Source organism: Streptomyces sp. NPDC031418 (genome assembly GCF_055581605.1).
Genome location: NZ_JBVIJC010000037.1, coordinates 23,196 through 47,847, shown reverse-complemented (window position 1 = coordinate 47,847; position 24,652 = coordinate 23,196). Strand labels below are relative to the sequence as shown.

General features: G+C 73.1%; 25 protein-coding genes, 1 other RNA gene and 1 pseudogene. 9 read left to right on the top strand and 18 right to left on the bottom strand.

Annotation, left to right across the window (positions count from 1 at the left end):
* Positions 1-39: 39 nt before the first annotated feature.
* Positions 40-1,326, bottom strand: a complete 1,287-nt coding sequence (locus ACZ5CZ_RS37125) for a D-alanyl-D-alanine carboxypeptidase family protein (RefSeq protein ID WP_468949180.1) — start codon at positions 1,324-1,326, stop codon at positions 40-42.
* Positions 1,327-1,491: 165 nt separating this feature from the next.
* A complete protein-coding gene (locus ACZ5CZ_RS37120) occupies positions 1,492-1,818 on the bottom strand; it encodes a nuclear transport factor 2 family protein (RefSeq protein ID WP_385845173.1) in 327 nt (108 codons plus the stop codon).
* A gap of 129 nt (positions 1,819-1,947) precedes the next feature.
* On the opposite strand from ACZ5CZ_RS37120, the gene ACZ5CZ_RS37115 reads away from it, so the two are divergent.
* The gene (locus tag ACZ5CZ_RS37115) at positions 1,948-2,493 is read left to right on the top strand and encodes a DoxX family protein (RefSeq protein ID WP_385845174.1); all 546 of its coding nucleotides are present in this window, start codon (positions 1,948-1,950) and stop codon (positions 2,491-2,493) included.
* Positions 2,494-2,658: 165 nt separating this feature from the next.
* Here the strand turns inward: ACZ5CZ_RS37115 and ACZ5CZ_RS37110 are convergent, their stop codons facing one another.
* The 6 genes from ACZ5CZ_RS37110 to ACZ5CZ_RS37085 form a co-directional block, all read right to left on the bottom strand.
* Positions 2,659-3,123 carry a hypothetical protein gene (locus ACZ5CZ_RS37110; protein WP_468949177.1) on the bottom strand — a complete coding sequence of 155 codons (465 nt, stop codon included), beginning with the start codon at positions 3,121-3,123 and terminating at the stop codon, positions 2,659-2,661.
* Between the two features lie 72 nt (positions 3,124-3,195).
* The gene (locus tag ACZ5CZ_RS37105) at positions 3,196-4,023 is read right to left on the bottom strand and encodes a hypothetical protein (RefSeq protein ID WP_468949176.1); all 828 of its coding nucleotides are present in this window, start codon (positions 4,021-4,023) and stop codon (positions 3,196-3,198) included.
* A 148-nt stretch (positions 4,024-4,171) separates the two neighbouring features.
* Entirely contained in the window at positions 4,172-5,296 is a 1,125-nt protein-coding gene (gene tgmC, locus ACZ5CZ_RS37100; RefSeq protein WP_468949174.1) for an ATP-grasp peptide maturase system methyltransferase, read from the bottom strand.
* Positions 5,293-6,258, bottom strand: a complete 966-nt coding sequence (gene tgmB, locus ACZ5CZ_RS37095) for an ATP-grasp ribosomal peptide maturase (RefSeq protein WP_468949172.1) — start codon at positions 6,256-6,258, stop codon at positions 5,293-5,295. The genes tgmC and tgmB overlap by 4 nt, the downstream gene beginning before the upstream one ends.
* Positions 6,258-6,524 (bottom strand): putative ATP-grasp-modified RiPP, encoded by a 267-nt coding sequence (gene tgmA / locus ACZ5CZ_RS37090; RefSeq protein ID WP_468949170.1) that lies wholly within the window; start codon positions 6,522-6,524, stop codon positions 6,258-6,260. The genes tgmB and tgmA overlap by 1 nt, the downstream gene beginning before the upstream one ends.
* Before the next feature lie 259 nt (positions 6,525-6,783).
* Positions 6,784-7,206, bottom strand: a complete 423-nt coding sequence (locus tag ACZ5CZ_RS37085; RefSeq protein ID WP_468949169.1) for an ATP-binding protein — start codon at positions 7,204-7,206, stop codon at positions 6,784-6,786.
* Between the two features lie 239 nt (positions 7,207-7,445).
* Between ACZ5CZ_RS37085 and ACZ5CZ_RS37080 the strand changes: the two genes are divergently transcribed.
* A complete protein-coding gene (locus tag ACZ5CZ_RS37080; protein ID WP_468949167.1) occupies positions 7,446-8,711 on the top strand; it encodes an XRE family transcriptional regulator in 1,266 nt (421 codons plus the stop codon).
* The gene (locus ACZ5CZ_RS37075) at positions 8,708-9,229 is read left to right on the top strand and encodes an NUDIX domain-containing protein (RefSeq protein WP_468949165.1); all 522 of its coding nucleotides are present in this window, start codon (positions 8,708-8,710) and stop codon (positions 9,227-9,229) included. The genes ACZ5CZ_RS37080 and ACZ5CZ_RS37075 overlap by 4 nt, the downstream gene beginning before the upstream one ends.
* A gap of 125 nt (positions 9,230-9,354) precedes the next feature.
* On the opposite strand, the gene rnpB is transcribed toward ACZ5CZ_RS37075, so the two are convergent.
* The 3 genes and pseudogenes from rnpB to ACZ5CZ_RS37060 form a co-directional block, all read right to left on the bottom strand.
* An RNA gene (gene rnpB, locus ACZ5CZ_RS37070) (RNase P RNA component class A) lies at positions 9,355-9,757 on the bottom strand.
* 115 nt (positions 9,758-9,872) lie between these two features.
* A pseudogene (locus tag ACZ5CZ_RS37065) lies at positions 9,873-10,589 on the bottom strand (DMT family transporter); the annotation flags it as partial.
* Between the two features lie 85 nt (positions 10,590-10,674).
* Positions 10,675-11,496 (bottom strand): helix-turn-helix domain-containing protein, encoded by an 822-nt coding sequence (locus ACZ5CZ_RS37060; protein WP_468949164.1) that lies wholly within the window; start codon positions 11,494-11,496, stop codon positions 10,675-10,677.
* Between the two features lie 157 nt (positions 11,497-11,653).
* Here ACZ5CZ_RS37060 and ACZ5CZ_RS37055 point away from each other — a divergent pair, with 157 nt between their 5' ends.
* Positions 11,654-12,220 (top strand): hypothetical protein, encoded by a 567-nt coding sequence (locus ACZ5CZ_RS37055; protein WP_385845178.1) that lies wholly within the window; start codon positions 11,654-11,656, stop codon positions 12,218-12,220.
* Here ACZ5CZ_RS37055 and ACZ5CZ_RS37050 read toward each other — a convergent pair.
* On the bottom strand, positions 12,207-13,640 hold the full coding sequence (locus ACZ5CZ_RS37050; RefSeq protein ID WP_468949161.1) for an RNB domain-containing ribonuclease: 1,434 nt from the start codon (positions 13,638-13,640) through the stop codon (positions 12,207-12,209). The genes ACZ5CZ_RS37055 and ACZ5CZ_RS37050 overlap by 14 nt on opposite strands.
* A gap of 75 nt (positions 13,641-13,715) precedes the next feature.
* Here ACZ5CZ_RS37050 and yaaA point away from each other — a divergent pair, with 75 nt between their 5' ends.
* The gene (gene yaaA / locus ACZ5CZ_RS37045; RefSeq protein ID WP_468949228.1) at positions 13,716-14,498 is read left to right on the top strand and encodes a peroxide stress protein YaaA; all 783 of its coding nucleotides are present in this window, start codon (positions 13,716-13,718) and stop codon (positions 14,496-14,498) included.
* Positions 14,499-14,562: 64 nt separating this feature from the next.
* Positions 14,563-15,198 (top strand): bifunctional 4-hydroxy-2-oxoglutarate aldolase/2-dehydro-3-deoxy-phosphogluconate aldolase, encoded by a 636-nt coding sequence (eda, locus tag ACZ5CZ_RS37040; protein ID WP_385845180.1) that lies wholly within the window; start codon positions 14,563-14,565, stop codon positions 15,196-15,198.
* On the opposite strand, the gene ACZ5CZ_RS37035 is transcribed toward eda, so the two are convergent.
* The 3 genes from ACZ5CZ_RS37035 to ACZ5CZ_RS37025 are packed head-to-tail and all read right to left on the bottom strand — an operon-like array spanning position 15,186 to position 18,172.
* Positions 15,186-16,553 (bottom strand): bifunctional RNase H/acid phosphatase, encoded by a 1,368-nt coding sequence (locus ACZ5CZ_RS37035; protein WP_468949159.1) that lies wholly within the window; start codon positions 16,551-16,553, stop codon positions 15,186-15,188. The two genes, eda and ACZ5CZ_RS37035, sit on opposite strands and share 13 nt — an antisense overlap.
* 21 nt (positions 16,554-16,574) lie before the next feature.
* The gene (locus tag ACZ5CZ_RS37030) at positions 16,575-17,318 is read right to left on the bottom strand and encodes a zinc ribbon domain-containing protein (RefSeq protein WP_385845287.1); all 744 of its coding nucleotides are present in this window, start codon (positions 17,316-17,318) and stop codon (positions 16,575-16,577) included.
* A complete protein-coding gene (locus ACZ5CZ_RS37025) occupies positions 17,315-18,172 on the bottom strand; it encodes a Nif3-like dinuclear metal center hexameric protein (RefSeq protein ID WP_385845182.1) in 858 nt (285 codons plus the stop codon). Before ACZ5CZ_RS37025 ends, ACZ5CZ_RS37030 begins: the two co-directional genes overlap by 4 nt.
* A 187-nt stretch (positions 18,173-18,359) precedes the next feature.
* On the opposite strand from ACZ5CZ_RS37025, the gene ACZ5CZ_RS37020 reads away from it, so the two are divergent.
* Positions 18,360-19,655 carry a hypothetical protein gene (locus tag ACZ5CZ_RS37020; protein ID WP_468949156.1) on the top strand — a complete coding sequence of 432 codons (1,296 nt, stop codon included), beginning with the start codon at positions 18,360-18,362 and terminating at the stop codon, positions 19,653-19,655.
* A 96-nt stretch (positions 19,656-19,751) separates the two neighbouring features.
* Positions 19,752-19,910, top strand: a complete 159-nt coding sequence (locus tag ACZ5CZ_RS37015) for a hypothetical protein (protein WP_385845184.1) — start codon at positions 19,752-19,754, stop codon at positions 19,908-19,910.
* A gap of 55 nt (positions 19,911-19,965) precedes the next feature.
* Here ACZ5CZ_RS37015 and ACZ5CZ_RS37010 read toward each other — a convergent pair whose 3' ends face one another.
* The 3 genes from ACZ5CZ_RS37010 to ACZ5CZ_RS37000 all read right to left on the bottom strand — a co-directional run bounded on the left by ACZ5CZ_RS37010 (position 19,966) and on the right by ACZ5CZ_RS37000 (position 23,057).
* Positions 19,966-20,907 carry a 3-oxoacyl-ACP reductase gene (locus tag ACZ5CZ_RS37010; RefSeq protein WP_468949225.1) on the bottom strand — a complete coding sequence of 314 codons (942 nt, stop codon included), beginning with the start codon at positions 20,905-20,907 and terminating at the stop codon, positions 19,966-19,968.
* A 23-nt stretch (positions 20,908-20,930) separates the two neighbouring features.
* On the bottom strand, positions 20,931-22,007 hold the full coding sequence (locus ACZ5CZ_RS37005) for a Zn-dependent alcohol dehydrogenase (protein WP_468949154.1): 1,077 nt from the start codon (positions 22,005-22,007) through the stop codon (positions 20,931-20,933).
* Positions 22,008-22,181: 174 nt separating this feature from the next.
* Positions 22,182-23,057 (bottom strand): MaoC/PaaZ C-terminal domain-containing protein, encoded by an 876-nt coding sequence (locus ACZ5CZ_RS37000; protein ID WP_468949152.1) that lies wholly within the window; start codon positions 23,055-23,057, stop codon positions 22,182-22,184.
* Between the two features lie 225 nt (positions 23,058-23,282).
* Here ACZ5CZ_RS37000 and ACZ5CZ_RS36995 point away from each other — a divergent pair, with 225 nt between their 5' ends.
* Positions 23,283-24,563 (top strand): sensor histidine kinase, encoded by a 1,281-nt coding sequence (locus ACZ5CZ_RS36995; RefSeq protein WP_468949150.1) that lies wholly within the window; start codon positions 23,283-23,285, stop codon positions 24,561-24,563.
* Positions 24,564-24,652: the final 89 nt, after the last annotated feature.

The window sequence follows — 24,652 nt, the reverse complement described above, 5'->3', positions numbered from 1 at the left end:
GCACTGCCGCAAGCACGCGGCGGGGACACATGGCGCCGCTCAGCGGCGATGCCTGCCTCCGGCCTCCCCCGCTTCCCCCGCCTCCCCCGCCTCGCCGAACTCTCCCGCCGCTCCCCGCTCCCCGGCCACCGGGCTCCGCCGTACCGCGGCCCGCGCCTGCGCTCGGGCCTGTGCCCTGGCCTCCGCCCTGCGCACCGCGCGCCTGCGCAGCGCCCACACGCCGCCCCCCAGCAGCGCCAAGGTCCCCGCCGCACCCTCGGCGAGATGCCACGGCGAGTCCTTGCCGTCGGCCGGGTCCTGAGCGCCGGCGGCCGCACCGGAGGACGTGCGGGCGACGCCACCGGGGCCCGCGGCCGCGCCGCCCTCGCTCAGCGGATCGACCAGCATGCCCACGGCCCGCGCCGAACTGCCCTGCGCGAAGCCCCAGTCGAGCAGCGCGGCGGTCTGCTCGTAGACGGCGTTGCTGCCGGTCGCGGGGTGCATCACGGTCACCAGCAGGGTGCGCCCGCCGCGCGTGGCGGCGCCGGTGAAGGTGTTGCCCGCGTGACTGGTGTAGCCGTTCTTCACGCCGATGAGCCCGTCGTACGTCTTCAGGCCCCACGCCCCGGTCAGCAGGCGGTCGGTGTTCTGGATCTGGAAGGTCTTCCGGCCGCCCGCCGGGAAGTCGGCGGTGCGGGTGGAGCAGTAGCCCCGGAAGTCGGCGTCCTTCAGACCGTGCCGGGCGAACAGGGTGAGGTCGTACGCGGAGGACAGCTGGCCCGGGTGGTCGAAGCCGTCGGGGCTGACCACATGGGTGTCCAGGGCCTGGAGGTCCTCGGCCTTGGCCTGCATCTCGGCGACCGTCCGGGGCACACCGCCGTTCATGTGGGCGAGCACATGCACGGCGTCGTTGCCGGAGCGCAGGAACACCCCCTGCCACAGCTGCTCGACGGTGTAGGTGATGCCGGGCTTGATGCCGACCAGGCTGGAGCCGGCCGGGATGTCCGCGAGGTCGCTGTCCTTGACGGTGTACCGCTCGGTGCGGTCGAACTTCTTCAGCACGGTGTCCGCGAACAGCATCTTCAGCGTGGACGCGGGCGCGAGCCGCCGGTGCGCGTTGCACGAGGCGAGCACCTCACCGGTCTCCTGGTCGGCGACGAGCCAGGAGCGGGCGGTGAGTTTCGCGGGCAGTCCGGTGGCACCGTTCACCTGGACGCCGGGACGGGCCAGCCGCTCACCTCCGACGACCCTGGTGGCGGCGGAGGCTTCGGTGGCAGCGGAGAGGGGAAGGGCGGCGGCCGTCAGTCCGAGGACGGCACGCCGGCTGAGCCGGGAACATTCGCGCACTCCGGGACCGTACACCGCGCAGAGCTGGGGATTCCGGTACGCCGGGGCGGGAGGGAGCGGAATGTGCCGCCTTATGAAAATCGTACGAGCGGCTGGCTTTCCGAGCCCTTGTACATCTCTTACCGAGGGCGGCTTCTTATCCGCGGGCGGCTCGGAGCTGCTCGCTCAGGCCTGGCCGGTCTCGAACCGGAGGATCGATCCGTCGCCGTCGACGGTGAAGTGCCACCGGGTGCGCATCTCGCCCCAGGTGTCGTTGCGGTAGCCCGCGACCAGGGTCCGGCCGCCGTCGGACTCCCTCTCGACGTCCAGGTGGCCGTGGGAGGAGAAGATCTCCTGGTCGATCCACTCGGCGAGGTCGCGGTCGGTGCCGTCGTCGGACATGGTCGCGTCCGGGGCGAGGAGCTCCAGGAAGGCCTCGCGGTCATGGGAGTTGACGGCGGTGACGAAGGCGCGGACGGCCGGGTCGCTGAGTCGGGAGGGCTGAATCGTCATGGCGTCAGGCTCACACCGCTCCCTGGGCCCCGCCACCCGAACGCCCTCCAGGACGGGCCGCCCGGCGCCCCGGATGCGACGGTGGGAGGACAACAACCCCCCGTCCCCCTTGTCTGCCCGGGAGCCGCCATGACCTGTTACGACCGACGCGATCTGGGCCTGCTGCTGCTCCGGCTGGGGACCGGCGGGGTGCTGGTCGCCCACGGCGCGCAGAAGCTGTTCGGGTGGTTCGGCGGGCACGGCCTGGAGGGAACCGGCCAGTTCATGGAGTCCGTCGGCTACAAACCCGGCAAGGCGAGCGCCATGGCGGCGGGCCTCGCGGAGGCGGGCGGCGGCACGCTGCTCGCCCTGGGCCTGGCGACCCCGGCGGCGGGCGCGGCGGCGGCCGGCGCGATGACCGGCGCGGGGGCGGTGCACGCGCCCAACGGCTTCTTCGCCCAGGAGGGTGGCTACGAGCACGCGGCGACCGTGGGTCTCGCGGCGGCCGGTCTCGCGATCACCGGCCCCGGCCGCCTCTCCCTGGACCACGCCTTCGGCCACGTCTTCGACCGGGGCTGGATGGTCCCGGCGGCCCTCGGCGTGACCGCGGCGGCGACGGCCGTGGTGGTGGGCCTGCGCAACCAGCGGGTGCGGGCGCGGACGGAGGGCGAGCAGGAGCCGCTGTTCGAGGAGTAGGGATTCCAGGTGGTGGAGGGTGTTCCGGACCACCTGGTCACCCCCGCCGTGACCGGCCGCCTGCTGCACCGCCCGCCGCCCCGGCGTGGGGTGACGCACCTGACGGCGTGGGGAAGGACGTACCGTTCCCGACCCGCAGCCGGGGAGCCCGGGAGCCCGGGAGTCCTACTTGATCTTGTATTCGCAGCCCTTGGCCACCTTGCCCCCGTTGTTGTCGGCGACCTGCTTGCCGTCGACCTTGATCACGCAGCCACCCATCGTGAGGGTGCCGTCCGCGGCCTGGACCGAGCCGGGCACGACCGACACCAGGTAACCGACCTTCTGCTCCGCGTCGGTGAGCGTGACCTTCTCCGTCTTGGTCCAGGGCAGCTGGTGCTTCTCGAAGCCGCTGCTCGCCGCGTGGTACATGACCTGGGTGGTGCCGGTGCCGGTCACCTCCATCGTCACCTCGTGCACCGCACCGTCGGCACCGGCCGTCGGGGTGGCGGACTGCGACACGGCCACCTTGCCGTGGCCGCTGTCCGCGCCCTTGCCCTGGTCCGTGCCCTTCCCGCCGCCGCCACCGCCGCAGCCCGTCAGCAGCGCCGCCGCCGCGACGCCCACGATGGCACCCTGAAGCGTCCTGAACATGAGTCCCCGTTCCTGGTCCTGATACGAACCCCAAGATCCAATCACGACCCGCACAGGGACCCGCCCCGCCCCTCAGACCGCGGCCGGCTTCCACACCCTGACCGAGAGATCGATATAGGGAGCGTAGTTGTCCGGCGTATAGACCTTGACGACCTTGGCCGCGACCACGCGCCCTTCCTCGGTCACCGAGCAGAGCGTGGCCCCCTCGACGAGTCCCTCCTCTTTCGCATTGCCGTAATGATCCATACGGCTGCTGGTCCAGGGAGCAGACCCCGTCGCGTCCAGACACGAATCCGCCGTGGCGTCGACGCCGGGTTTGAGAATCCCGAACTGGCGCTCGTTCATCACGCTGAGAGCACCCTCGTCCGAGTTCATATAGGAAAGATCGAACTTGGTTTTGTCGCCCTCGGACATCACACCGAATGCGTCGTCGCTGATCGCCCGCGCCCAGCTGCGCGCGTCGAAGTCCACATAGAGCGGGGTCTCGGGCCGGTTCAGCCGGAGAGCACCGGTCCGCTCGACGGTGTAGACGGGGCTGGCGGACGGGCTCGACGACGGTTCGGGCCGGCCGGAGGAAGACTGGTCCTGAGCGGGCTGCACCGGGCTCGACGCCCCGCCCTTCTGCCCCGCGTCGCCGCCGTGCACCACCGCACTCTTCGACGGCGTGGGGCCCGTGCCCGCGTTCGCGTCCTGCGCGCCTCCCTGGAACGGCTTGAGGACGATCAACGCGGAAACCGCGCTGACCACGACGATTCCCGCGACGATAAAGATGATCGTTTTCGAGCCGCTGTCCCTGGCCGCCGCCGGCCCTTCGTACTCGCCTTCCAGCAGCCCTCTGCGCCACTTGAAGCGATGCCCCTGACCGGTCTCGGATTCCTCGCGATTCGATTGCTGCTCCATGGCTCCCGCCCCGTCCGCCTCATAGTCGCGCTGAGAGGCGGCAGCCTAGCGGAACAACGGACCGCGCATTGACCACCATTGACGCTGAGTAATATCTCAGGCCAATAATTCATTTTCCTTGCGGTATACAAGGCTTGCCATCGGCAGGTCAGACCGGCAGGTTCCAAGAGCGGCCATCGGGTGTTCCGAGCCACACGCGTTGGGTACCGTCCGAGTCCACGGTCAGGCCGAGGTCCGTGTGCGGGGGTGAGCCCGCGTCCTGCCAGACAGTGAGAGCGTCTTCCACCTGATCCCAGAGGCGAAGAGGGCCGTGCTGGTGCACGGTCCAGCCGCCTCCGGCCGGTTCGGTCCACGCCTGTGACCCGGTGGCGACGTCCACGAGGATCACGCCCGTGCCGGTGGTCATGAGTTCGGCCGACGGTGCGGCGAGCTGGGCGAGGAACTGCCCGGTCCAGTCTTCCAGGAGTGCAGGGTTCACCCGAGTGCGGCGGGTGCGGCCGGGATGCTGCTGGAAGGTGGGTCGGGGTGGGCGTTCGTGGGGGCGGGCGAGCATGTAGCTGATCCGGTCGGGGTGGAAGCGGCCGGTGGCGGTGCCGTCGTCCTGGACGGTGAGGCGGACGAGTCCGGAGGCGAGCATCCATCCGCTGATGGTGGTGGTGATGGTTCCACCGGCGCGTACTTGGGACAGCCAGGCCGGTGGGATGTGGCGGACGGCGCAGGTGGCCACGATGTGGTCGTATTCGGCGTCGTCCTTGTGCCCGGCGAGGCCGTCGCCGGTGATCAGGGTGGGGTGATATCCGGCAGCGTGGATGTGGTCGGCCGCCGCGACGGCCAGGCCCGGGTCGTACTCGATGGAGTACACGTTGTTGTCGCCGAGGCGGCTGCACAGGATGGCGGTGGAATAGCCGGTGCCGGTGCCGATCTCCAGCACCTTGTGACCCTCGCTGATCCCGGCGACGTCGAGCATGCGCACGATCAGGGAGGGCAGCGTGCTGGACGAGGTGGGGCGGCCGGTGACGGGCCCGGTGGCGTCGACGGCGGTGGTGCCTTCGACCTGGGTGACCCAGGTGGTGTCCTGGTAGACGAGCCCCAGCCACTCGCCGGGATCGGTCCGGTCGCGGTGCACGGGGGTCCACCGGCGGCCGTCGAACTGGAACAGGCCGTCGCTCACGAAGAGCTCGCGGGGCACCGTTTCGAGGGCTGTGCGCCACGCCGGGTCGCCCACCGGGACAGCGGCGGCAAGTTGGCGACGCAGATCTGCGGGGTCGGTCATGCAGGGGCTCCATGGTGTAGGCGGTCGGCGATGGCGTGCTTGATGGGAGCAGTGATGTGGTCGGGGAACCAGGCCCACTGACCGTTGGGGTTGCACTCGTACCAGTGCCAGACGCCGTCACGGTCGAGACCGAAGTCAAAGGCGCCGAAGCTGAGTCCGAAAGCGTCGAGGTAGGCGCGCACTCCTCTGACGATGACCGGGGGAACGGGCAGGGGGCTGTAGGTGAGCCGGTCGTAATGGCGTCGCCAGTCCACGCCAGGTGAGCCGTCGATACGGACGGCGGTGAGGTGGTCGCCGACGGCGGTGAGGCGGATGTCGGCGGACTTGCTGACGCGATGCTGAAACAGGTGTGCCGTGTGCCGTAGACGGCTGTCGATCTGGCATGGGGTGACGTCCTCGATCCACACGGTCAGCGCGCGGCCGGTGTCATCGGCGTACTCGGTTTCCCTGAGCGGCTTGTAGAGGACCGGCCCGTGTTCGGCGACGAAGGTGCGGGCGCGGTCGGGGTCGTTGGTGATGAGCGTGGGTGGCACAGTGAAGCCGCAGGCGGCGGCCGTGGCCAGTTGTGCCGGCTTGTACTCGGCGTCCCGGTTGCGCCATGGGTGGTTCAGGTAGTGCGCCCCGGGGAGAGCGGCGAGAATGCCGCCGAGCCCGTAGCGGGCTTCCTCGACGGCCCATCGGCCGGTCTGCTCATCCATGGCGAGGTCGGCGGTGTAGGGGGTGGGCCGCCGCCAGTACACCGAGCGGACGTTCCCCAGGTCGACGCTCCGGGACGCGGTGGCGAGAGTGCCGCCGGTCCCGATTCCGGCGAAGGTGCCGGACAGGGTCACCTCGCGGGGGAAGTCGCCGGGGTCCAGGCGGACCACAGGCACGCGACGCCGGTTCAGTTCGGTGATCACTTCATCCGCAGTCGCGTCGTCCAGGCGCGTGACGACGAGGACGGGCGGCCCACCCACAGCCATCAGTCAGAGTCCCCGTTCTGGTCGCTGCCCTGGTCCGGGGTGCCGTCCAGGCTGGTCTTCGTGCTCGTCTCCTGCGACGTCTCCGACCGCTTGTGCTTGGCCTCCGCCGTCAGCGGTGCGCCGTCGGGGCCGACCCACGCGGGGACCTGCGTGTGCGGGTCGAGGACGGGCCGGGCGGCGGGAAGGACGGCCGCAGTCGGGTAGGGCCGCATGCGTCCGAGTCCCCAGGGCTTGACCTGGGCCAGTGACGCCAAGGGCTGTTGCATGAGTTTCCTCTTCTCTCAGGTAATCCAACAGGCAGCGGTCGCCGCCCGGGCTTTCAGGACGGGCTGTGCGGGCGGTCTGATGTGGCGAGAGGTGCTGGGTGCGGCCCCTTGTCGGGAACGGAGTAGGCAGTCGGGGCAGACTCCGTGTGGACTTCGTCCAAGACCATGGACACCACCAGCCCGAGCCCGACGGCGACAGCTCCCAGGAGCACGGTGCCGGCGGTTACCCCGTCGGCTTGCAGCATGCGGTGTCGGCCGGTCATTGGTCGCCGACCTTGATCGCGATCTCAGCCCAGACGCGCTTGCCCCAGGGAAGGAGATCGGTTCCCCAGCGGTCGGAGAGGGCGTCGACCAGGAGGAGGCCACGGCCCCCGGTGGCGTCCGGACCAACGATGCGCAGCTCGGGCATGCGGCGGGACGTGTCGACCACGGCTACGCGGAGCCGGCCGGGGCGCGGCTGCTCGGCGATCACCCGAAAGCTGTGAGAGTGACCGTGGCGGACTGCATTGGTGACGATTTCGGAGATCAGGATCGTGCCGGTCTCTGCGGCGTCCTGGTCCATGCCCCACTCCGCGCACGCCTCCCGGACTATCCGACGCGCCACTGGAACACTGGCGGCCTCGCTCGCGAGGGTGGCGCTCTGGCGCGGGTACTGCCCTGGACTCACTCGCTCGTTGGTCATGGTCGTCGTCACGCCTTGGTCTGGGCGGCTGGAGGGAAGCCCCGCCCGCGTGCCTCGGGGAGAAGCCTGGGGACGGGGCCGCGCCGAGGTGCGTTCACGGGTGCGTCTCCCGGCAGCTGACAGCCAGTCAACGCGTGAAGAACGGGATCGGGAGACTCCAGAAGGTGACTCCAACACGGAGTCAGGCGAGCTGCGTTGGCCTTAGCATCGACTCCATTCGCCACTCTGGGGAGTTGCAGATGGACCGTCTGTCACCGGACCCGCGTGCGGTCGTCGCCGGTCTGCTCGGGGATGAGCGCCTGCTCCATGCGTGCGCCGAGCGGGACATGGGCGCGGTGTTCCGGATGGTCAATGCGCGCGGGGTCAGTACGCGGCGCATCGCTGCGGCCGTCGACATCACGCAGGGGCGGTTGTACGACTACATGAACGGCAAGAGCCGGGTGGAGAAGCTGACCCTGTTCGAGCAGATCGCCGACGCCTTCCACATCCCCGGCCATCTCCTGGGGCTGGCTCGACGCTCGTGGGAGCCGGCGCCGGCGACCGCCGAGCACGAGCGGATGGACCAGCCGCCGCCGAACGGTGACGACCTGGTGGCGATGGATCATTTCCGCAGCGCTGACCGGCAGACCGGCGGCGGCAGGTTGTACGGTGCTGTCGTCCGGCACCTGTCGGACCGGGTGGCGCCCCGGCTGGTCGACATCAGCAGCGGTCCTCAGGTGTTCGCCGCCGCAGCCGCGTTGACCGAGATGGCGGGCTGGATGGCTCACGACTCCGGTCATGACGACCGCGCGGCCCAGCACTTCGCCCGCGCTCTGCATCTGGCCCGCACCTCTGGTGACCTCCCGTTGGCCGCACACGTCGCAGCGAGCAGCAGCCACCTCGCCCTTGAGACCGGGGACGCGGCCGGGGCTGTCGGCTGGGCGCGGACCGGGCTCGACCTGGCCAGACAAGGGCCTCGGATTCCCGCGCTGACGGCACGGCTGCACACCATGCAAGCGCGTGCGCTGGCGGTCGCGGCTCAGCGCACCCCGGCCGCCCACGCGCTGGAGGCCGCGCACCGTGACCTGGAGGCCTCACCCACTGCTGATCACCCCTGGCTGAGCCCGTTCGACGCCGCCGCGCTGGCCAGCGAGTCAGCCCTGATCATGCGTGACCTGGAGCAGTACGACGAGGCGCTGTCGCACGCCGAACAAGCCGTTGCGCTGCGCGAGGCGGGGCGGGCGCGGTCGCTGGCTCTCAGCCGGATCAGCCTGGTGGACATCCACGTGCGCCGGAGTGACCTGGACTCCGCGGTGAGCGTCGGCCACGACCTGCTCGGTACGAGCCCGACCCTCGGATCGGTCCGGGTGGTGCAGCAGCTCGACGGGCTACGACGGCTGCTGGAGCCGCACCGGGGGTACCGGTCGGTCCGGGAGTACCTGGCGCGGTTCGATGATGCACGCCGCGCCAGAATGCTTCTGCTGGCCGATCTGATCCCGCCGTCCCCGGGAGGCACCACCGCATGAGGCCCACAGCACCCGATCCCGCCGACACCGACGCGTGGAACGCGTACCTCGCGGAGGGCAACGCCAAGCAGGCCCGCAAGCGCGTGGCGGCCGATGTGCTGCTGCGGGACCCGTCCGGCCGTGTGCTCCTGGTGAATCCCACGTACAAACCGGGCTGGGATCTGCCCGGCGGGATGGCAGAGGCCAACGAGCCGCCGGAGGACACCGTGCGCCGCGAGCTGATGGAGGAACTCGGCCTACGCGTCACGTTGCTCGGACTGCTGGTGGTGGACTGGGTGGCCCCGCACGGCCCCTGGGATGATCAGCTCGCGTTCATCTTCGACGGCGGCACCCTGGACGAGGAGCAGGCCGACCGGCTACGGCCACGAGACGACGAGCTGTCCGAAGCCGCCTTCGTCACGACCACCGAAGCCACCGATCGCCTCCGGGACCGCATCCTGCGCCGGTTCGAGCACGCCCTGAAGGCACTGGACGCGGGACGGCCGCTGTACCTCCGCGACGGCGCACCCCTCATGTGATCATGGCTCCGTACGCAGCCGCGCGGTTCCGTTCGAACCGGTGCGGACCGGGTTCCAGCGAGGCCCGGCAATACGCGAAAGAGAGCCCCTGACCTGCGTTCTCGCTGGTCGGAAGCCTTGAGGGGCAGACGAGTCGGGCTGTACGCCGGGTTCTGTTCTCCAGGGTCCTCGCGGGCCCTGGAGCGACGGCCATCCATCTAGGACCGACGTTGCCGTCGGCCTCGTGCGGTCTACCCGCGGACTCGGGCGGGCAGCCCTCGATCGTCCGCGCAGAGACACCGGGGTGTCTCCTCTTGACCTTGCTCCGGGTGGGGTTTACCTAGCTGCCCAGGTCACCCTGGGCACTGGTGGTCTCTTACACCACCGTTTCACCCTTACCGAGGACCGAGGTCCCCGGCGGTCTGCTTTCTGTGGCACTGTCCCGCGGGTCACCCCGGGTGGCCGTTAGCCACCACCCTGCCCTGTGGAGCCCGGACGTTCCTCGGGAAGCCCCCTAGGGGGACTCCACGCGGCCGCCCGCCCGGCTCGTCTGCCGTGCCGACCATGGTACCGGGCGGGAGCCGCGGCGCGGACCGGCGGCCGTCGCGAGGACCGAGCCCGCCAGGATCAGGGCGAACGCGGCCAGCACGGTGAGGGTCAGCGGCTCGTGCAGCAGCAGGGCACCCGCCGCCACCGCCACCGCCGGGTTCACATAGGTGATGACCGTCGCCCGGCTCGGGCCCGCCTCCTTGATCAGTTCCAGGAAGGCGACGAAGGCCACCGCCGTGCAGATCACGCCCAGGCCGGCCAGCGCCGCCAGGACGGACGGCGAGGGCAGGGAGGAGGGCCGGGTGAGGACCGCGGCGGGGGCGTAGACCAGGGCCGCCAGGGTCAGGCAGGCGGCCGTCAGATGCAGGGACGGGACGTTCTTCAGACTGCGCGCGGCTATCAGGGGGGCGGTCGCGTAGCCCAGGACCGTCAGCAGCACCTCGGCCAGGGAGAGCGTGTCGCCCCCGGTCAGGTGCGGGACGGTCAGGACCGTCACGCCCGCGAGGCCCAGGGCCAGGCCGGTGAGCCGCCGGGTTCCCAGGCGCTCCGCCTCGCCGAAGAACCGGCCCAGCAGCACACCGACGATCGGTACGCCCGCGATCAGCAGGCCGGCCGTGGAGCTGGACAGGTGCCGCTCCGCGTCGGTGAGGGTGAACCAGGGGCCCATGATCTCCAGGACCGCGAAGGCCAGCAGGGGGCGCCAGTGGGTGCGGACGGTGCCGGCGAGCCCGCCCTGGCGGAGGGCGAAGGGCAGCAGCAGGACCGCGCCGAGGGCGCAGCGCGTGAACACCACCACGGGCGGGGACACCGCGTCCACCGCCACCTTGATCATCAGATAGGGGATGCCCCAGACCACTCCCATCAGGGAGAACAGAAACCAGCCACGTGCAGTCATGGGACGAGTTTCGGCCGCCACCTCACCCCGCGTCTTGAACGCTGTTGCGGTACGCCGCCGGGGTCGCCCCGAGCACCCGGCGGAACCAGCGGGTCAGATGCGCCTGGTCGGCGAAGCCCACCAGCCCCGCCACCTCGGCCGGGCGCAGGCCCGCAGCCAGCAGCCCGCGGGCCCGGTTCACCCGGTACTGGGCCAGCCAGGCGTAGGGGGGTATCCCCATCGTCGTACGGAAGGCGCGCAGCAGCTGGTAGCGGGAGACGCCCAGGTCGGCGGCGAGCAGGGCGAGGGAGGGCGGGTCGGTGAGTTCGTCGGCCAGCCGGTCGCGGACGGTGCGGGCCAGGCCGGCCGCGCCGGGGACGCGGTCCAGGACCGGCCGGGCCGTGGAGTGGCGCTGGGCCAGGGCCGTCAGCAGCCAGGGCAGGCGGGACTCGGCCTCCAGCGGGTCGGGGCAGATGCTCAGGTCCGTGTGGGCGAGGCGGAGGGCGGCGACCAGTTCGGGGTCGTGCACGAGCGGTTCGCGGAAGTGCGGGAGGCCGCCGAGGGTGCCGTCGGACAGCAGCGACGGGTCGGCGTACAGGGCCCGGTACGCGTAGCCCTCGCCGGCGTTCCCCGGGCCGCCGGTGTGTGTCTCGTCCGGCTCCAGGACCACGATCGTGCCGGGCCCGGTGCGGATGTGGCCGCCCCGGTAGTCGATCACCTCGGAGCCGCCGACGCACACCCCGACGGTGTACTCGTCATGGGAGTGCGGGGCGTAGACATGGCGACGGAAACTGGCGGTCAGCAGGTCCAGCGGGGGCCCGCACCGGCCCAGCCGCGCCCGTGTCCACAACGCCTTCTCCACCATCGTGCCCCGCCCCCCGTTGCCGTACCGCGTGCGAAGGGTGCAACGCCTGCGGGGCCGTCCTGCTTCCATGCCGGGGGCCGCGCGGCCGGGGGCCACTCCGGCCCGGCGCCCCCGCGGTGACCGCCCGTACGATGAACTCCCTTACCAGGGAGGCGAGATGACGACACTGCGGCGGCTGTGCGGGCACGAGATGCGGCTCTACGCGAGCCTGGTGCTGTGGCTGGCCCGGCGCACCCAGGGCACCGCCGCCGGGCGGGCCTTCGGGTACGCGCGCGGGCAGGGTGCGACGATGGCGGGGCTCGCCTTCGTGTGCGTCGTCGAGGCGGTCGGCGTCGCGGTGATGCTGCGCGACTGGCCCGCCGCGCACGACGTCGTGCTGGTGCTGGACGTCTACACCGTGCTGCTCGTGGCCGGGGTGTACGCGGCCTGTGCGGTCCGCCCGCACGTGCTGACCGGGGAGGCGCTGCGGGTGCGGTACGGCGTCCATGTCGACCTGCGGATCCCGCTGGCCGCGATCACCGCCGTACGCCGTGAGACGCGGACCACCCACCGGCCGGACGACGACGCGCTCGACCTCGCCGTCGGGTCGCAGACGTCGGTGACGCTGGAGCTGGCCGAGCCGGTGCGCCATCTGTCGTTCCTCGGGCGGCGCCGGGACGTGCGTGTGGTGCGGCTGCACGCCGACGACCCCGGTGCCCTGGTCCAGGCGCTCACACGGGCGTGAACAGCACCTTCGCCGTGCCCGGGTCGGCCCGGACGAGCCGGACGCGCAGGCGCTCGCCGAGCGGCAGCCGTCCGCCCTCGACCCGGCCGACGACGGCGGGGGCCGCCAGCTGCACGGTCCCGGCCGTGGGGTGGGCCTCCTCCACGTCCACCACCAAGCCCTCGAACACCTCCCCGACCCGGTCCCGGAGCAGGGCCGCCTCCACGAGGTCGACGCACTCCCGCTCGACCGTGCCCGCGCGGCGCGCCCCCTCGGCCATCCGCCCGGGCAGCGCGTCCAGCGCGGCGAGCACCCAGTCGGGCGCGGGCCGGCCGGCGCCGGCGGCCAGGCAGATCTCGGCGGCGTAGCGGTCGGCGAGCCGACGCAGCGGGGCCGTGCAGTGGGTGTACGGGGCGGCGACGGCGGCGTGCGTGGTGATCGCGGGCAGGGCGCCGTCCCGGAAGACGGTGTAGCCGGCGCCCCGCAGCAGGGTCGTGCACTCCTGGAGGAAGGCCGCGTGGTGCGGGGCGTGCGGGTTGAGGGAGCGGATCAGGGCCGCGTACGACACATGGTGCGGCCAGTCGATGTGCAGGGCGACGGCGGTACGGCGGAGCCGGGCCACCGCGCCGTCCGGGGCGGCCGGGAGGGTGCGCAGGATGCCGGTGCCGTGGGTGAGCATCAGCTCGGCGGCGGCCATGCCGGTGAGCAGCGAGAGCTGGGCGTTCCAGGCCTCGGCGGGCAGGGGGGCGCGGTAGCGCAGGAGGTAGCTGTGGTCCTGCTCGGCGATCTCCTGTTCGGGCACGTTGAGCGAGATGCCGCCGCGCGCCACCTCCAGCCGTTCCCGGGCCTCGCCGATCTCCCTGAGCAGGGCGACCGGCTCCTCCGCCGTCCCTGCGTCGATGGCCCGCTGGACGCCCGCGTAGTCGAGCCGGGCGCGGCTGCGGACCAGCGCCCGGCGCACGTCGACCGCGCCGGTCCGGCCCTCGGCGTCCAGGTCGAGGGTCCACAGCACGGCCGGCCTGACCTGGTCCGGCAGCAGGCTGGCCGCGCCCTCGCCGACGACGGCCGGGTGCAGGGGGATCTCCTCGTCGGGGAAGTAGAGAGTGTTCACCCGGCGGTGCGCCTCGGCGTCCAGCGGCCCGCCGGGTACGACGAAGGCGGCGACGTCGGCGATGGCGTACCGGACCCGGTAGCCGGCGCCCTGCCGGGACAGGTGCATCGCCTGGTCGAGGTCGGTGGCGCCGGGCGGGTCGACGGTGAAGAAGGGGACGTCCGTCACGTCGTACGGCAGCGGGGCGGGGTTCTTCGCGGCGCGCTCGGCCTCCTCGCGGACCTCGGACGGGAAGTCGGACGGCACGCCGAGTTCGGTGCGCAGCGCGGCGAGGGCGGCCCGCAGCGGGGCCTCGGGCGCGCCGGTCACCCGGATCATGCGGCGGGTCATGCCCCGAGCCTAGGCCGGGGGCCGGGGGGCGGCACGCCGTACGCTGGCGCGGAGGTCTATCTGAAGGAGTACGTGGTGCTGGTCCTGCTGCCGCCGTCGGAAGGCAAGGCGAACTCGGGCGAGGGCGTCCCGCTGGAGCTCTCGTCGCTGGCCCTGCCGGGGCTGACCGATGCGCGGGAGGCCGTGCTGGGCGAGCTGGTCGAGCTGTGTGCCGCCGACGAGGAGAAGGCGCGCGAGGTGCTAGGGCTGAGCGAGGGGCTGCGCGGCGAGGTCGCGAAGAACGCCGGGCTGCGCACGGCCGGGGCCCGTCCCGCCGGGGAGATCTACACCGGTGTGCTCTACGACGCCCTCGGCCTGGCCACGCTGGACGCGGCCGCCCTGCGGCGCGCGGCCGAGTGGCTGCTCGTCTTCTCGGGGCTGTGGGGCGCCGTGCGGGTGACCGACCGGATCCCGTCCTACCGCTGCTCGATGGGGGTGAAGCTGCCGGGTCTCGGGGCGCTGGCGGCGCACTGGCGGACCCCGATGGCCGAGGTGCTGCCCGCCGCGGCCGGCGACGGACTGGTGCTGGACCTGCGCTCCTCCGCCTACACGGCCGCGTGGAAGCCGAAGGGCGAGGTCGCGGGGCGTACGGCGACGGTACGGGTGCTGCACGCGCCGACCCGGAAGGTCGTCAGCCACTTCAACAAGGCGACGAAGGGCCGGATCGTACGGAGCCTGCTGACGGCCGGGGCCGCGCCGGAGGACCCGGCCGGGCTGGTGGACGCGCTGCGCGGCCTGGGATACGTGGTGGAGGCGGAGGCACCGGGCCGGGCGGGCAGGCCGTGGTCGCTGGACGTGCTGGTGGACGAGGTCCACTGACCCTGCCATTGCGCTCTGCGCAACGCCCTTTGCGCAGGGTGAAGCACGTCGGCACGATGAGCGCATGACCGTCCCGGACTCCGTGCTGGACCTCGCGCCCGTCGTCCCCGTGCTGGCCGTGCCGGACGCCGCGACCGCCGTACCGCTGGCGCGGGCGCTGGTGGCCGGCGGGCTGCGCGCGATCGAGGTGACCCTGCGGACCCCGGCGGCGCTCGACGCGATCCGCGCGATCGGCGCCGAGGTGCCGGAGGCGGTGGTCGGGGCCGGGACCGTACTCACCCCGGAGCAGGTCTCCGCGTGCGCGGCGGCCGGGGCGCGGTTCCTGGTGAGCCCCGGCTGGACGGATGCGCTGCTGGCGGCGATGCAGGCGTCCGGGGTGCCGTTCCTGCCCGGGGTGTCGACCGCCTCGGAGGTCGTGGCGCTGCTGGAGCGCGGGGTGCGGGAGATGAAGTTCTTCCCGGCGCGGGCGGCCGGGGGTACGGCGTATCTGCGGTCCCTCGCCGGCCCGTTGCCGCAGGCCCGCTTCTGTCCGACGGGCGGCATCGGCCCGGCCGACGCGCCGGAGTATCTGTCCCTGCCCAACGTCGGTTGCGTGGGCGGCAGTTGGCTCGCCCCGGCGGACGCGGTGGCCACCGGGGACTGGACCCGGGTGGAGGCGCTGGCCCGGGCCGCGGCGGGGCTCGGCGCTCAGCGCAGGTGAGAGGTGTCGTTGAACAGCCGGACGCTCGCGTTGCCGTCCGCGTAGTACGCCACCGCCGAGAGGGAGGCCGCCGACAGCTCCATGCGGAACAGCGCCTCGGGCGGGGCGCCGAGGGCGAGCCGGACGAGGGTCTTGATCGGGGTGACGTGCGTGACCAGCAGCACCGTGCGGCCCGCGTGCGCCGCGACCAGCTTGTCCCGGGCGGCCGCGATCCGGGTGGCCGTCTCGGCGAAGCTCTCGCCGCCGCCGGTGGGGTGGGCCTCCGGGTCGGCGAGCCAGGCGTTCAGGTCGTCCGGGTAGCGCTCGCGGACCTCGCCGAAGGTGAGGCCCTCCCAGGCGCCGAAGTCCGTCTCGCGCAGGCCCTCGTCCACGGCGACCTCCAGGCCGAGGCGCGCGGCGACCACCCCGGCGGTCTCGCGGGTACGGGCGAGGGGGGAGGCGATGACGGCCTGGACGGTGCCGCGGCGGGCCAGGGCCTCGGCGACCCGGTGGGCCTGTTCGCGGCCGGCGGCGGAGAGGGAGGGGTCGGTACCGCCACTGCCCGAGAAACGCTTCTGCGGGGTCAGCGGGGTCTCACCGTGCCGGAGGAGGACGAGGGTGGCGGGGGCCCCGAGGTCGGGCGCACTGCTCCAGCCGGGAGCGGGGGTGGCGGCCGGGGCGGGAAGCTGCTCGGCGGGGGCCGGGGTGGCGGCCGGGGTGCGACCCGGCTCGCCGAGGGCGGGGGTGGCGGCCGGGGCAGCAGACTGCTCGCCGAGGGCAGGGGTCGCGGCCCAGGCAGCAGACTGCTCACCGGAAGCAGGGGTGACGGCCGGGGTGCGACCCGGCTCGCCGAGGGCGGGGGTGGCGGCCGGGGCAGCAGACTGCTCGGCGGGAGCGGAGGTGGCGGCAGAGGCGGGACGCCGCTCGGCGAGGTCTGCCGTCGAGCCGGACGGCGTCCACTGCTCGCCCCTCGCGCCCGCGTCCATCGCCTCGTTCGCCAGCCGGTCGGCGTGCTTGTTCTCGGCGCGGGGGATCCACTCGTAGCTGACCCGGTCGGCGGGGAAGAGGGACCGTGCCTCGGTGGCCAGCGGCTTCAGGTCCGGGTGCTTGATCTTCCAGCGGCCCGACATCTGCTCGACGACCAGCTTGGAGTCCATGCGGACATGGACCCGTGCCGTCGGGTCCAGGGTGCGGGCGGCGCGCAGGCCGGCCACCAGGCCCCGGTACTCGGCCACGTTGTTGGTGGCGACACCGAGGTACTCCGCGGCCTCGGCCAGGGTCTGGCCCGTCGCCGCGTCGCGCACCACGGCCCCGTAGCCGGCGGGCCCTGGGTTGCCCCGTGACCCGCCGTCGGCCTCGACGATGAACTCCCGCACCCCTTCAGCCCCTTACCGGCTCTACAGCCCCGACTCGGCCGTGCGCACCAGGATCCGGCGGCAGTTCTCGCAGCGCACCACGGTGTTCGGCGCGGCCGCGCGGATCTCGTTCAGCTCGGTGATCGCCAGCTCCTGCCGGCAGCCCTGGCAGGTGCGGGCGTACAGCTTGGCCGCGCCGATACCGCCCTGCTGCGCGCGCAGCTTGTCGTACAGACCCATGAGGTCGGCGGGGACGGAGGCCGCGACGACCTCGCGCTCCTTGGTGACCGAGGCGACCTCGCCGTCGATCTGCTCGAAGGCGGCGTCGCGGCGGGCGGCCGCCTCGTCGATCTTCGACTGCGCCGACGCGACCCGCTCGGTCAGCTCCCGCACCCGCTCCTGCGCGGCCTCGCGGCGCTCCATGACCTCCAGGACGACGTCCTCGAGGTCGCCCTGGCGCTTGGCGAGCGAGGCGATCTCGTGCTGGAGGCTGGACAGGTCCTTCGGCGAGGTGACCGCGCCGGAGTCCAGCCGCTGCTGGTCGCGGGCGGCGCGCTGGCGCACCTGGTCCACGTCCTGCTCCGCCTTCGTCTGCTCGCGGGCGCAGTCGCTCTCCTCGGTCTGCGCGGCGACCAGCAGGTCGCGCAGCTGCGTGAGGTCCTTGGTCAGCGACTCGATCTCGGCGTGCTCCGGCAGCGACCTGCGCTTGTGCGCGAGCTGCTGAAGGCGGACGTCGAGGTCCTGGACGTCGAGGAGTCGGATCTGGTCGGCGGGCGCGGCGTTCAGTTGGGGGCTCCCTTGGGGCTAGCGGTGGTGGTGGACGCCGCGTGGGCGGTCCAGGGGTCGGTGACCGTCTTGGAGACGTGGACGCGCAGGTCCCAGCCGTGGCGGTCGGAGATCTCGTCGAGCTGGCTCGCGGCCAGCTCGCACCAGGGCCACTCGGTGGCCCAGTGCGCCGCGTCGAGCAGCGCGAGGGGGCTCTGGGCGACCGCTTCGGACGCCGGGTGGTGGCGCAGGTCGGCGGTGAGGAAGGCGTCGACGCCGGCCGCGCGGACCTGCTCGAAGAGGCTGTCGCCGGAGCCGCCGCTGACCGCGACCGTGCGGACGACGGCCTCGGGGTCGCCGGCCACCCGGATGCCCTGGGCGGTGGCGGGCAGCCGCTCGGCGGCCCGGGCGGCCAGCTCGCGCACGGTGAGCGGGTGGTCGAGTTCGCAGACCCGGCCGAGGCCCCGGCAGCCTGCCGGGTCGGAGGGGTCCGGGACCAGGGGCCGTACGACGCGCAGGTCGAGCGCGCCGGCGAGGGCGTCCGAGACGCCCGGGTCCGCCGTGTCGGCGTTGGTGTGGGCGACGTGCAGCGCGATGTCGTTCTTGATCAGCGTGTGCACCACGCGGCCCTTGAAGTGGCCCGCCGCGACCGTGGTCGTCCCGCGCAGATAGAGCGGATGGTGGGTGACCAGCAGGTCGGCGCCGAGCTTCACCGCCTCGTCCACGATCTCCTGGACGGGGTCGACGGCGAACAGGACCCGGCTGATCTCCTGGTCGGGATCGCCCACGACCGTGCCGACCGCGTCCCAGGACTCGGCCCGCTCGGGGGGCCACAGGTTCTCCAGCGCGGCGATGACTTCAGACAGACGGGGCACGTAGGAAAGGCTACCTGGCCGTTCTGCGGGGCTGTACCCATCCGTGCGGATGGGCCCCGCTCTGCACAGAAGCCCCGGTTTCCTCAGAGGAATCGCTTCTGCACCACCCGTATGTGTGAAGCGGACGACGGCCGGTCCCACGCCCGTGCGTGCGAAAACTAGCTTCGTCGCCGGAGGTGACCGAACGATGACGGCCTGTGCGATCGAACCCCAGTCGACCGGTGCCGAGGACCCCTCGCCGACGGGCACGGAGGACTCCCCGGCGACCGGCGCGGAGGACTCCCCGTCGGCACCCGGCGCGGCGGGCCGCGCCCCGGACGGCGCGGAGACCGGCTGCACCCTCACGGCGGACGGCGCGTACGCCGCCCGGCTCGCCCGGGACGGCGACTGCTGGTTCCCGGAGCGCTGGACGCTGGACGGCCCGGAGCCGTACGCGGTGCCGCTCCCCGGCCACCAGCCGGAGGAGCCCGGCACCGAGGTGCAGCCCATGGGCGACGGCCGGGTGCTGATCCACCGGCTGGTGGCCGGGCAGCGGCACGACTTCGCGCTGCTCTACCCGACCGGGCCCGGCACCGGCGAGCTGCCGCTGGGCGCGGTCGACTGCCCGGGGCCCGGCATCCGGCTCCGGCTGCTGCCGCCGGCGCCGGACGGGGTGCGGGCGTACGCGCTCGCCGTCGGGCCGCGCTCCAGCGTGGTGTGGCTGGTGGCGGGTGGCGCGTTCGGTCCGGAGCGGCTCGCCGAGGTGCCGGGGCGCTGCTCGGGCGGGGTCTGGCTGGACGGCGGCGGCCGGCTGCTGGCGCTCGACCGGGAGCTGGGCGGTCGTACCAAGACGGTCGTGGTGGATCTGGAGCGCGCGGAGGTCTCGCCGCTGTTGCAGATCGCGGAGGACAGCGACGACCGGCTGCTGCTGGCCGACCTGGACAGCGGGCTGCTGCTGATCTCCTCCGACGCGGCCTCGCCCGGGCGGCAGCGGCTGGGCTGGGGGGTGCTCGGCAGCACCCTGCCGGTGCGCTTCCCGGAGTGTCTGCGGATGCCGGAGTGCGCGGTGACGCCGTTCGCGATCCAGCCGGGGCAGGTGCTGACGCCGGAGGGCTGCGCGGTGGCCCTGCGCATCGACGGTCCGTTCGGCACCTGGGTGGGCGTCTGGCGGCCGGCCGAGCGGCGGGTACGGCATCTCGCGGCACCGGCGGGCTGGCTGCCGGGAGCCGGGCTGTGGACGCCGGCGGGGGTGCTGCGGCTGCCGTACTCCACCCAGGAGACCGCGTGCGCGGTGGCGGAGCTGACGGTGCCCGGGGCGGAGCCGGTGGAGGCGGCGGGGCCGGTGGCGCCCGTGGCGCCGGTGGAACCCGAGCGTCCGGAGCCGGCGGCGGAGACCACCGCGGGATGCGTGCAAGAACGCCTGGTGGAACGCGTGGTGGAACCGGTGATGGCCCGTCCGGTGCCGTTGCAGCAAGCGCCCCTGGGACGTCTTGTAACGAAGTAGTGCCGGTTGGCGTGTGCGCCTGGATTCGGCCCGTGGTGTGCCGGTTACACTCGCCCGGCTGTACGAAAGATGATGTTGACGGGGTGAATTCTTCCGATGAGCGACACCAGCACGACGGGGCAGCTGTCCGCCGACTCGCAGAAGGACGCCGGCCACGGCCGGCACCGCGGCCCGATCGCGGTCCAGGAGACGGATGCGGCGCCGCACGGCCGGCACCGCAAGCCGGTCCAGGAGAAGGCCGAGGCAGCCGCCTGACGGCAGTGGAGATGAGGGGGGCCTTCCGTCACCGGACGGAAGGCCCCTCTTCTGTTCAGCCCCGCTTGAGCCCCAGTACCTCGGTCGCCGCGAAGGTCTCCCCGGCCGGGCGGTCCGCGTAGTGCGGGGTGAGCAGCGCGTCGAGTTCGTCGTAGGTGAACGCCTCCTGCTTGCTGTCGAACTTGGTCCGCACCCGGGGCCGTTCCATGACCGCGACCATGCCGCCGTGGACGACGAGCAGCTGGCCGTTGATCCGGGCGGCGGCGGGCGAGGCCAGATAGCCGACGAGCGGGGCGACATGCTCGGGGGCCAGCGGGTCGAGGCCCTCCTCGGGCCGGGTGAACCCCGCGAAGACGTCCTCGGTCATCCGGGTCCGGGCGCGCGGGCAGATGGCGTTGGCCGTGACGCCGTACCGGGCGAGGGCGAGCGCGGTGGAGGTGGTGAGGCCGACGATGCCGCCCTTCGCGGCCGCGTAGTTGGGCTGTCCGGCGGATCCGACGAGGAACGCCTCCGAGGAGGTGTTCACGATCCGCCCGTGCACCTTCTCTCCCCCGGCCGCCTTGGACCGCTCCCGCCAGTGCGCGGCGGCGAACCGGGTGGTGTTGAAGTGGCCCTTGAGATGGACCCGCAGCACCGAGTCCCACTCGTCCTCGGTCATGGAGAAGACCATGCGGTCGCGCAGGATGCCGGCGTTGTTGACGAGGATGTCGAGCTTGCCATACTCCTCGATCGCCGACCGCACGAGCGCTTCGGCCTGCCGGTGGTCGGAGACGTCCCCGGTGTGCGCGACGGCCGTGCCGCCGGCCGCGCGGATCTCGGCGACGACCTCCTCGGCCGGTCCCGCCGAGGCTTCGCCCGCCCCGTCCCTGCCGGGTCGGCCGTAGTCGTTGACGACGACGGCCGCGCCGAGCCGGGCGAGTTCCAGGGCCTCGGCGCGGCCGAGCCCGCGTCCGGCGCCGGTGACGATCGCCGACAGTCCGGCGAGCGGCTGTGACATGGGCAGTGACATGGGCCGCGTCCTCAGATCTCGATGCACGTACGCAGGGCCGTCCCGGTACGCATCTGGTCCAGTGCCTCGTTGATCTCCGCCAGGCGCACCCGGTGGGTGATCAGGCCGGCGAGGTCGATCCGCCCGGCCCGCCACAGGGCGATGGTGCGTGCGTAGGAGCGCAGCACGTCCCCGCCGCCGTACAGGGAGGGCAGGATGCGCTTCTCGTCGAAGAACAGCTCGAACATGTTGAGCTGGAGGAAGTCGTCCAGGGCGCCGGCCCCGACCACGACCAGGGTGCCGCCGCGCCGGGTGTTCTCGTAGGCGGTGCGGGCGGTGGCGGACCTGCCGACGACCTCGAAGACGTAGTCGAAGCCCTCGCCGCCGGTGATCTGCTGCCTGGCGTCGGGCAGTTCGTCCGGTGCCACGGCCCTGGTGGCCCCGAAGCCGAGGGCCGCCTCGCGCCGGGCGGCGACCGGGTCCACGGCGACGATCTCGGCGGCGCCCTTCAGCCGGGCCCCCTGGACGGCCGAGATGCCGACGCCGCCGCAGCCGATCACCGCGACCGACGAACCGGCCGCCACCTCAGCCGTGTTGAGGGCGGCGCCGAGACCGGTGGTGACCCCGCAGCCGATCAGCGCGGCGATGTCGTAGGGCACGTCCTCGGGGATCGGGACGGCGCACCGGGCGTCGACCACGACCTCCTCGGCGAAGGTGCCGGTGCCCGCGAAGCCGAAGACGTCACCGCCGGGGCGCCGGAAGTTGGGGGCGCCCGCGTTCAGGAACCCGGCCAGGCACAGCTGGGTCTGGCCGCGCCGGCAGGCGGGGCAGGCACCGCAGGCGGGCAGCCAGCACAGCACGACCCGGTCGCCGGGCTTCAGGTGCGCCACGCCCTCCCCGGCCTCGAGGATCTCGCCCGCGCCCTCGTGGCCGGGCACGAAGGGCGCCGGCTGGGGCAGCACCCCGCTCATCGCGGACAGGTCGGAGTGGCACAGCCCGGTGGCCCGCACCCGGACCCGGACCCGGCCGGGGCCGAAGCCCACCGCCTCGACGTCCTCGCGGACCTCCAGCTTCTCCTGGCCGATCTCGTGCAGTACGGCTGCGCGCATGGTGCGGCTCCCCTCGCTCGGGCGGTAGGGCGGCGGTACGGGTGCTGCGGGTGGTACGGCGTCGCGGGTGCCGGTCGCGGGTGCCGGTCGCGGGTGCCGGTCGCGGGTGCCGGTCGCGGGTGCCGGTCGCGGGTGCCGGTCGCGGGTGCCGGTCGCGGGTGTCGGTCGCGGGTGTCAGGAGTGCTCGACGACCGTGTCCGTGAGGACCGGCGCGTCGTCCCGGTCCGCCGCGCCGACGGCCACCCGCACCGTGCCCTCGCCCTGCCACATGCGGATGCGCAGGGTCTCGCCCGGGTACACCGCCCCGGCGAACCGGGTGGTGTAGGAGCGCACCCGGGCGACGTCGCCGCCGAGCAGCGTGTCCACGACCGCCTTGAGGGTGATGCCGTAGGTGCACAGGCCGTGCAGGATGGGCCGGTCGAAACCGGCGCGCCGGGCGAACTCGGGGTCGGCGTGCAGGGGGTTGTAGTCGCCGCAGAGGCGGTAGAGCAGGGCCTGGTCCTCGCGCACGGGCCGCTCGACGGTCCGGTCCGGCTCGCCCGTGGGCGCATCGGGGCGGGCGCCGGGGCCGCGGTCGCCGCCCCAGCCGCCCTCGCCGCGTACGAAGATCTGGGCGTCGGCCGTCCACAGCGGGCCGTCGGTGTCGGCGACGTCGGTGCGCAGGACGAGGAGGGCCGCCTTGCCCTTGTCGTACACGGCGGCGATGCGGGAGGTGGCGGTGGCGGTGCCGCGCACCGGGAGGGGCCGGTGGACCGTGAGCGACTGGCCGCCGTGCAGCACCCGGGCGAGGTCGACGTCGATGCCCGGCATGGACAGCCCGCTGATCACGCCGGGGGATCCGGCGCCCGCGACGGTGGCGAAGCTCGGCAGGACGTGCAGCCGGGACTCCAGGGTGTAGCGCAGTTCGTCGGGGTCGGTGGCGGGGTGGGGCCGGTCGGGGTTGGCGGCCGCGCCGATGCCGAGGTGGTAGAGCTGGACGTCCTTGGCGGTCCAGGTGATCTCGCCGGAGCGGGGTTCGGCGGCGAGGGCCTTGGCGGCGTCGATGGGCATGGGGCTCCTGACGGGTCTTCGAGACCTCGGCGCGGACGTCCGCACCGTCGGCCGCACCGAGGTCGTCCACGGGCGGGATCTAGAACGCGTTCCAGTCCGGCGGCCCCCTGTATAGCCGAGCGCTCCGCAGTTGTGAAGCCTCCTGACGTGGCGTCAGACACCGGGTTCTCTTCGTACGCTGTTTGCGACCATGCACTTCTTTCGGGGGAAACGGGGAACACGGACATGACGACGCGCGCACGGAGAATCCGGTGCCGCCTTCAGGACCTGCACGCCGAGCGGCTGAGATGGCAGGCCGAACACGAGCGCTTCAAGGCCGCGCAGCGGGCCGCCCGGAAGGAGGGCAGGACCCCGGACGTCGACCACCCGGGCCCGCCACCCACCGGCTTCGCCCTGCTGCCCTGGCTGCTGATGGGGACGGGATCCCTCTCGGACCTGCTCCGCGGCGAGACCCCGAACCCGTGGTGGGGCGCCCTGGGCCTGGTCGCCTTCGACTGCATGTACGTCTACGTCGCCTTCCGCTCCTTCGAACGGGACCGGCGGGAGGCGGTCCCCACCCGGGTGGCGCTGGCGCTGATGGGCCTGGTGGCGACGGGCCTGGCGCTCGGCTACGGCGGCGACTGGCTGGTCTTCCTCCCGCTGCTGGGGCTCGCGGCGGGCGCCGCCCTGCGCGGTCCGTGGCTGGGCCGTACGGGCCTGCTGCTGTCGGGGTACGCGGGCGCCGTCTCCTCCGTCCGCGGCGACTGGGGGGACGCGTCCGGCATCGGCTACGCCACCTTCCTCTCCACCATGGTGACCGCCGCCATCCTCGGTCTGTCCGAGGCCGTGCGGGAGCTGCGCGCCGCCCGGGAGGAGCTGGCCCGGCAGGCGGTGGAGCAGGAGCGGCTGCGGTTCTCCCGGGATCTGCACGACCTGCTCGGGCACACCCTGTCGGTGATCGTGGTGAAGTCGGAGGCGGCCCGCCGGCTGGCCCCGCGCGACATGGGCGCGGCGCTGGCGCAGATCACGGACATCGAGTCGGTGGGGCGGCAGGCGCTCACCGAGATCCGCGAGGCGGTGACCGGCTACCGCGAGGGCAGCCTCGCCACCGAGCTGACCCGGGCCCGGTCGGCGCTGTCCGCGGCGAGCGTGGTGCCGGTGGTGCAGCAGTCGGGGACGCCGCTCGCGCCGCAGACCGAGGCGCTGCTCGGCTGGGTGGTGCGCGAGGCGGTGACCAACGTGGTGCGGCACAGCGACGCCACCCGGTGCGAGATCACCGTCGAGGGCACCACCGAGCTGGTGCGGCTCACCGTCACCGACAACGGCGGCGGTGCGCCCGCGTCCCGGCCCGAGCCGGGCATCGGCGGCACGGGCCTGAAGGGGCTGACCGAGCGCCTGGCGGCGGCGGGCGGCTCGCTCACGGCCGGCCCGTCGCCGCGCGGCGGCTTCACGGTGACCGCCGAACTCCCCGTCAACTCCGGTGAGTTGGCGGCCCTCGGCGTGCCTGCGGGGCCCACGGGGAGCTGACCGCCCAGCTGACGTCGTCGGTCCAGGACGTGCAGCTGCCGAGGAAGAGTCTTCGACCGGACCGCGGCTCGATGCGCGGCGCGCCGGCC

Coding starts and splice junctions, on each gene's coding strand:
- tgmB (WP_468949172.1), bottom strand. CDS start 6,258: ATGGCTGTGGGTGGGCCGCCCGTCCTCGTCGTCACGCGCCTGGACGAC.
- ACZ5CZ_RS37010 (WP_468949225.1), bottom strand. CDS start 20,907: ATGTCACAGCCGCTCGCCGGACTGTCGGCGATCGTCACCGGCGCCGGA.
- eda (WP_385845180.1), top strand. CDS start 14,563: ATGACCGTCCCGGACTCCGTGCTGGACCTCGCGCCCGTCGTCCCCGTG.
- ACZ5CZ_RS37115 (WP_385845174.1), top strand. CDS start 1,948: ATGACCTGTTACGACCGACGCGATCTGGGCCTGCTGCTGCTCCGGCTG.
- tgmA (WP_468949170.1), bottom strand. CDS start 6,524: ATGCAACAGCCCTTGGCGTCACTGGCCCAGGTCAAGCCCTGGGGACTC.
- ACZ5CZ_RS37000 (WP_468949152.1), bottom strand. CDS start 23,057: ATGCCCATCGACGCCGCCAAGGCCCTCGCCGCCGAACCCCGCTCCGGC.
- ACZ5CZ_RS36995 (WP_468949150.1), top strand. CDS start 23,283: ATGACGACGCGCGCACGGAGAATCCGGTGCCGCCTTCAGGACCTGCAC.
- ACZ5CZ_RS37105 (WP_468949176.1), bottom strand. CDS start 4,023: ATGGAGCAGCAATCGAATCGCGAGGAATCCGAGACCGGTCAGGGGCAT.
- ACZ5CZ_RS37005 (WP_468949154.1), bottom strand. CDS start 22,007: ATGCGCGCAGCCGTACTGCACGAGATCGGCCAGGAGAAGCTGGAGGTC.
- ACZ5CZ_RS37020 (WP_468949156.1), top strand. CDS start 18,360: ATGACGGCCTGTGCGATCGAACCCCAGTCGACCGGTGCCGAGGACCCC.
- ACZ5CZ_RS37075 (WP_468949165.1), top strand. CDS start 8,708: ATGAGGCCCACAGCACCCGATCCCGCCGACACCGACGCGTGGAACGCG.
- ACZ5CZ_RS37085 (WP_468949169.1), bottom strand. CDS start 7,206: ATGACCAACGAGCGAGTGAGTCCAGGGCAGTACCCGCGCCAGAGCGCC.
- ACZ5CZ_RS37015 (WP_385845184.1), top strand. CDS start 19,752: ATGAGCGACACCAGCACGACGGGGCAGCTGTCCGCCGACTCGCAGAAG.
- ACZ5CZ_RS37060 (WP_468949164.1), bottom strand. CDS start 11,496: ATGGTGGAGAAGGCGTTGTGGACACGGGCGCGGCTGGGCCGGTGCGGG.
- ACZ5CZ_RS37110 (WP_468949177.1), bottom strand. CDS start 3,123: ATGTTCAGGACGCTTCAGGGTGCCATCGTGGGCGTCGCGGCGGCGGCG.
- ACZ5CZ_RS37120 (WP_385845173.1), bottom strand. CDS start 1,818: ATGACGATTCAGCCCTCCCGACTCAGCGACCCGGCCGTCCGCGCCTTC.
- ACZ5CZ_RS37055 (WP_385845178.1), top strand. CDS start 11,654: ATGACGACACTGCGGCGGCTGTGCGGGCACGAGATGCGGCTCTACGCG.
- tgmC (WP_468949174.1), bottom strand. CDS start 5,296: ATGACCGACCCCGCAGATCTGCGTCGCCAACTTGCCGCCGCTGTCCCG.
- ACZ5CZ_RS37050 (WP_468949161.1), bottom strand. CDS start 13,640: ATGACCCGCCGCATGATCCGGGTGACCGGCGCGCCCGAGGCCCCGCTG.
- ACZ5CZ_RS37080 (WP_468949167.1), top strand. CDS start 7,446: ATGGACCGTCTGTCACCGGACCCGCGTGCGGTCGTCGCCGGTCTGCTC.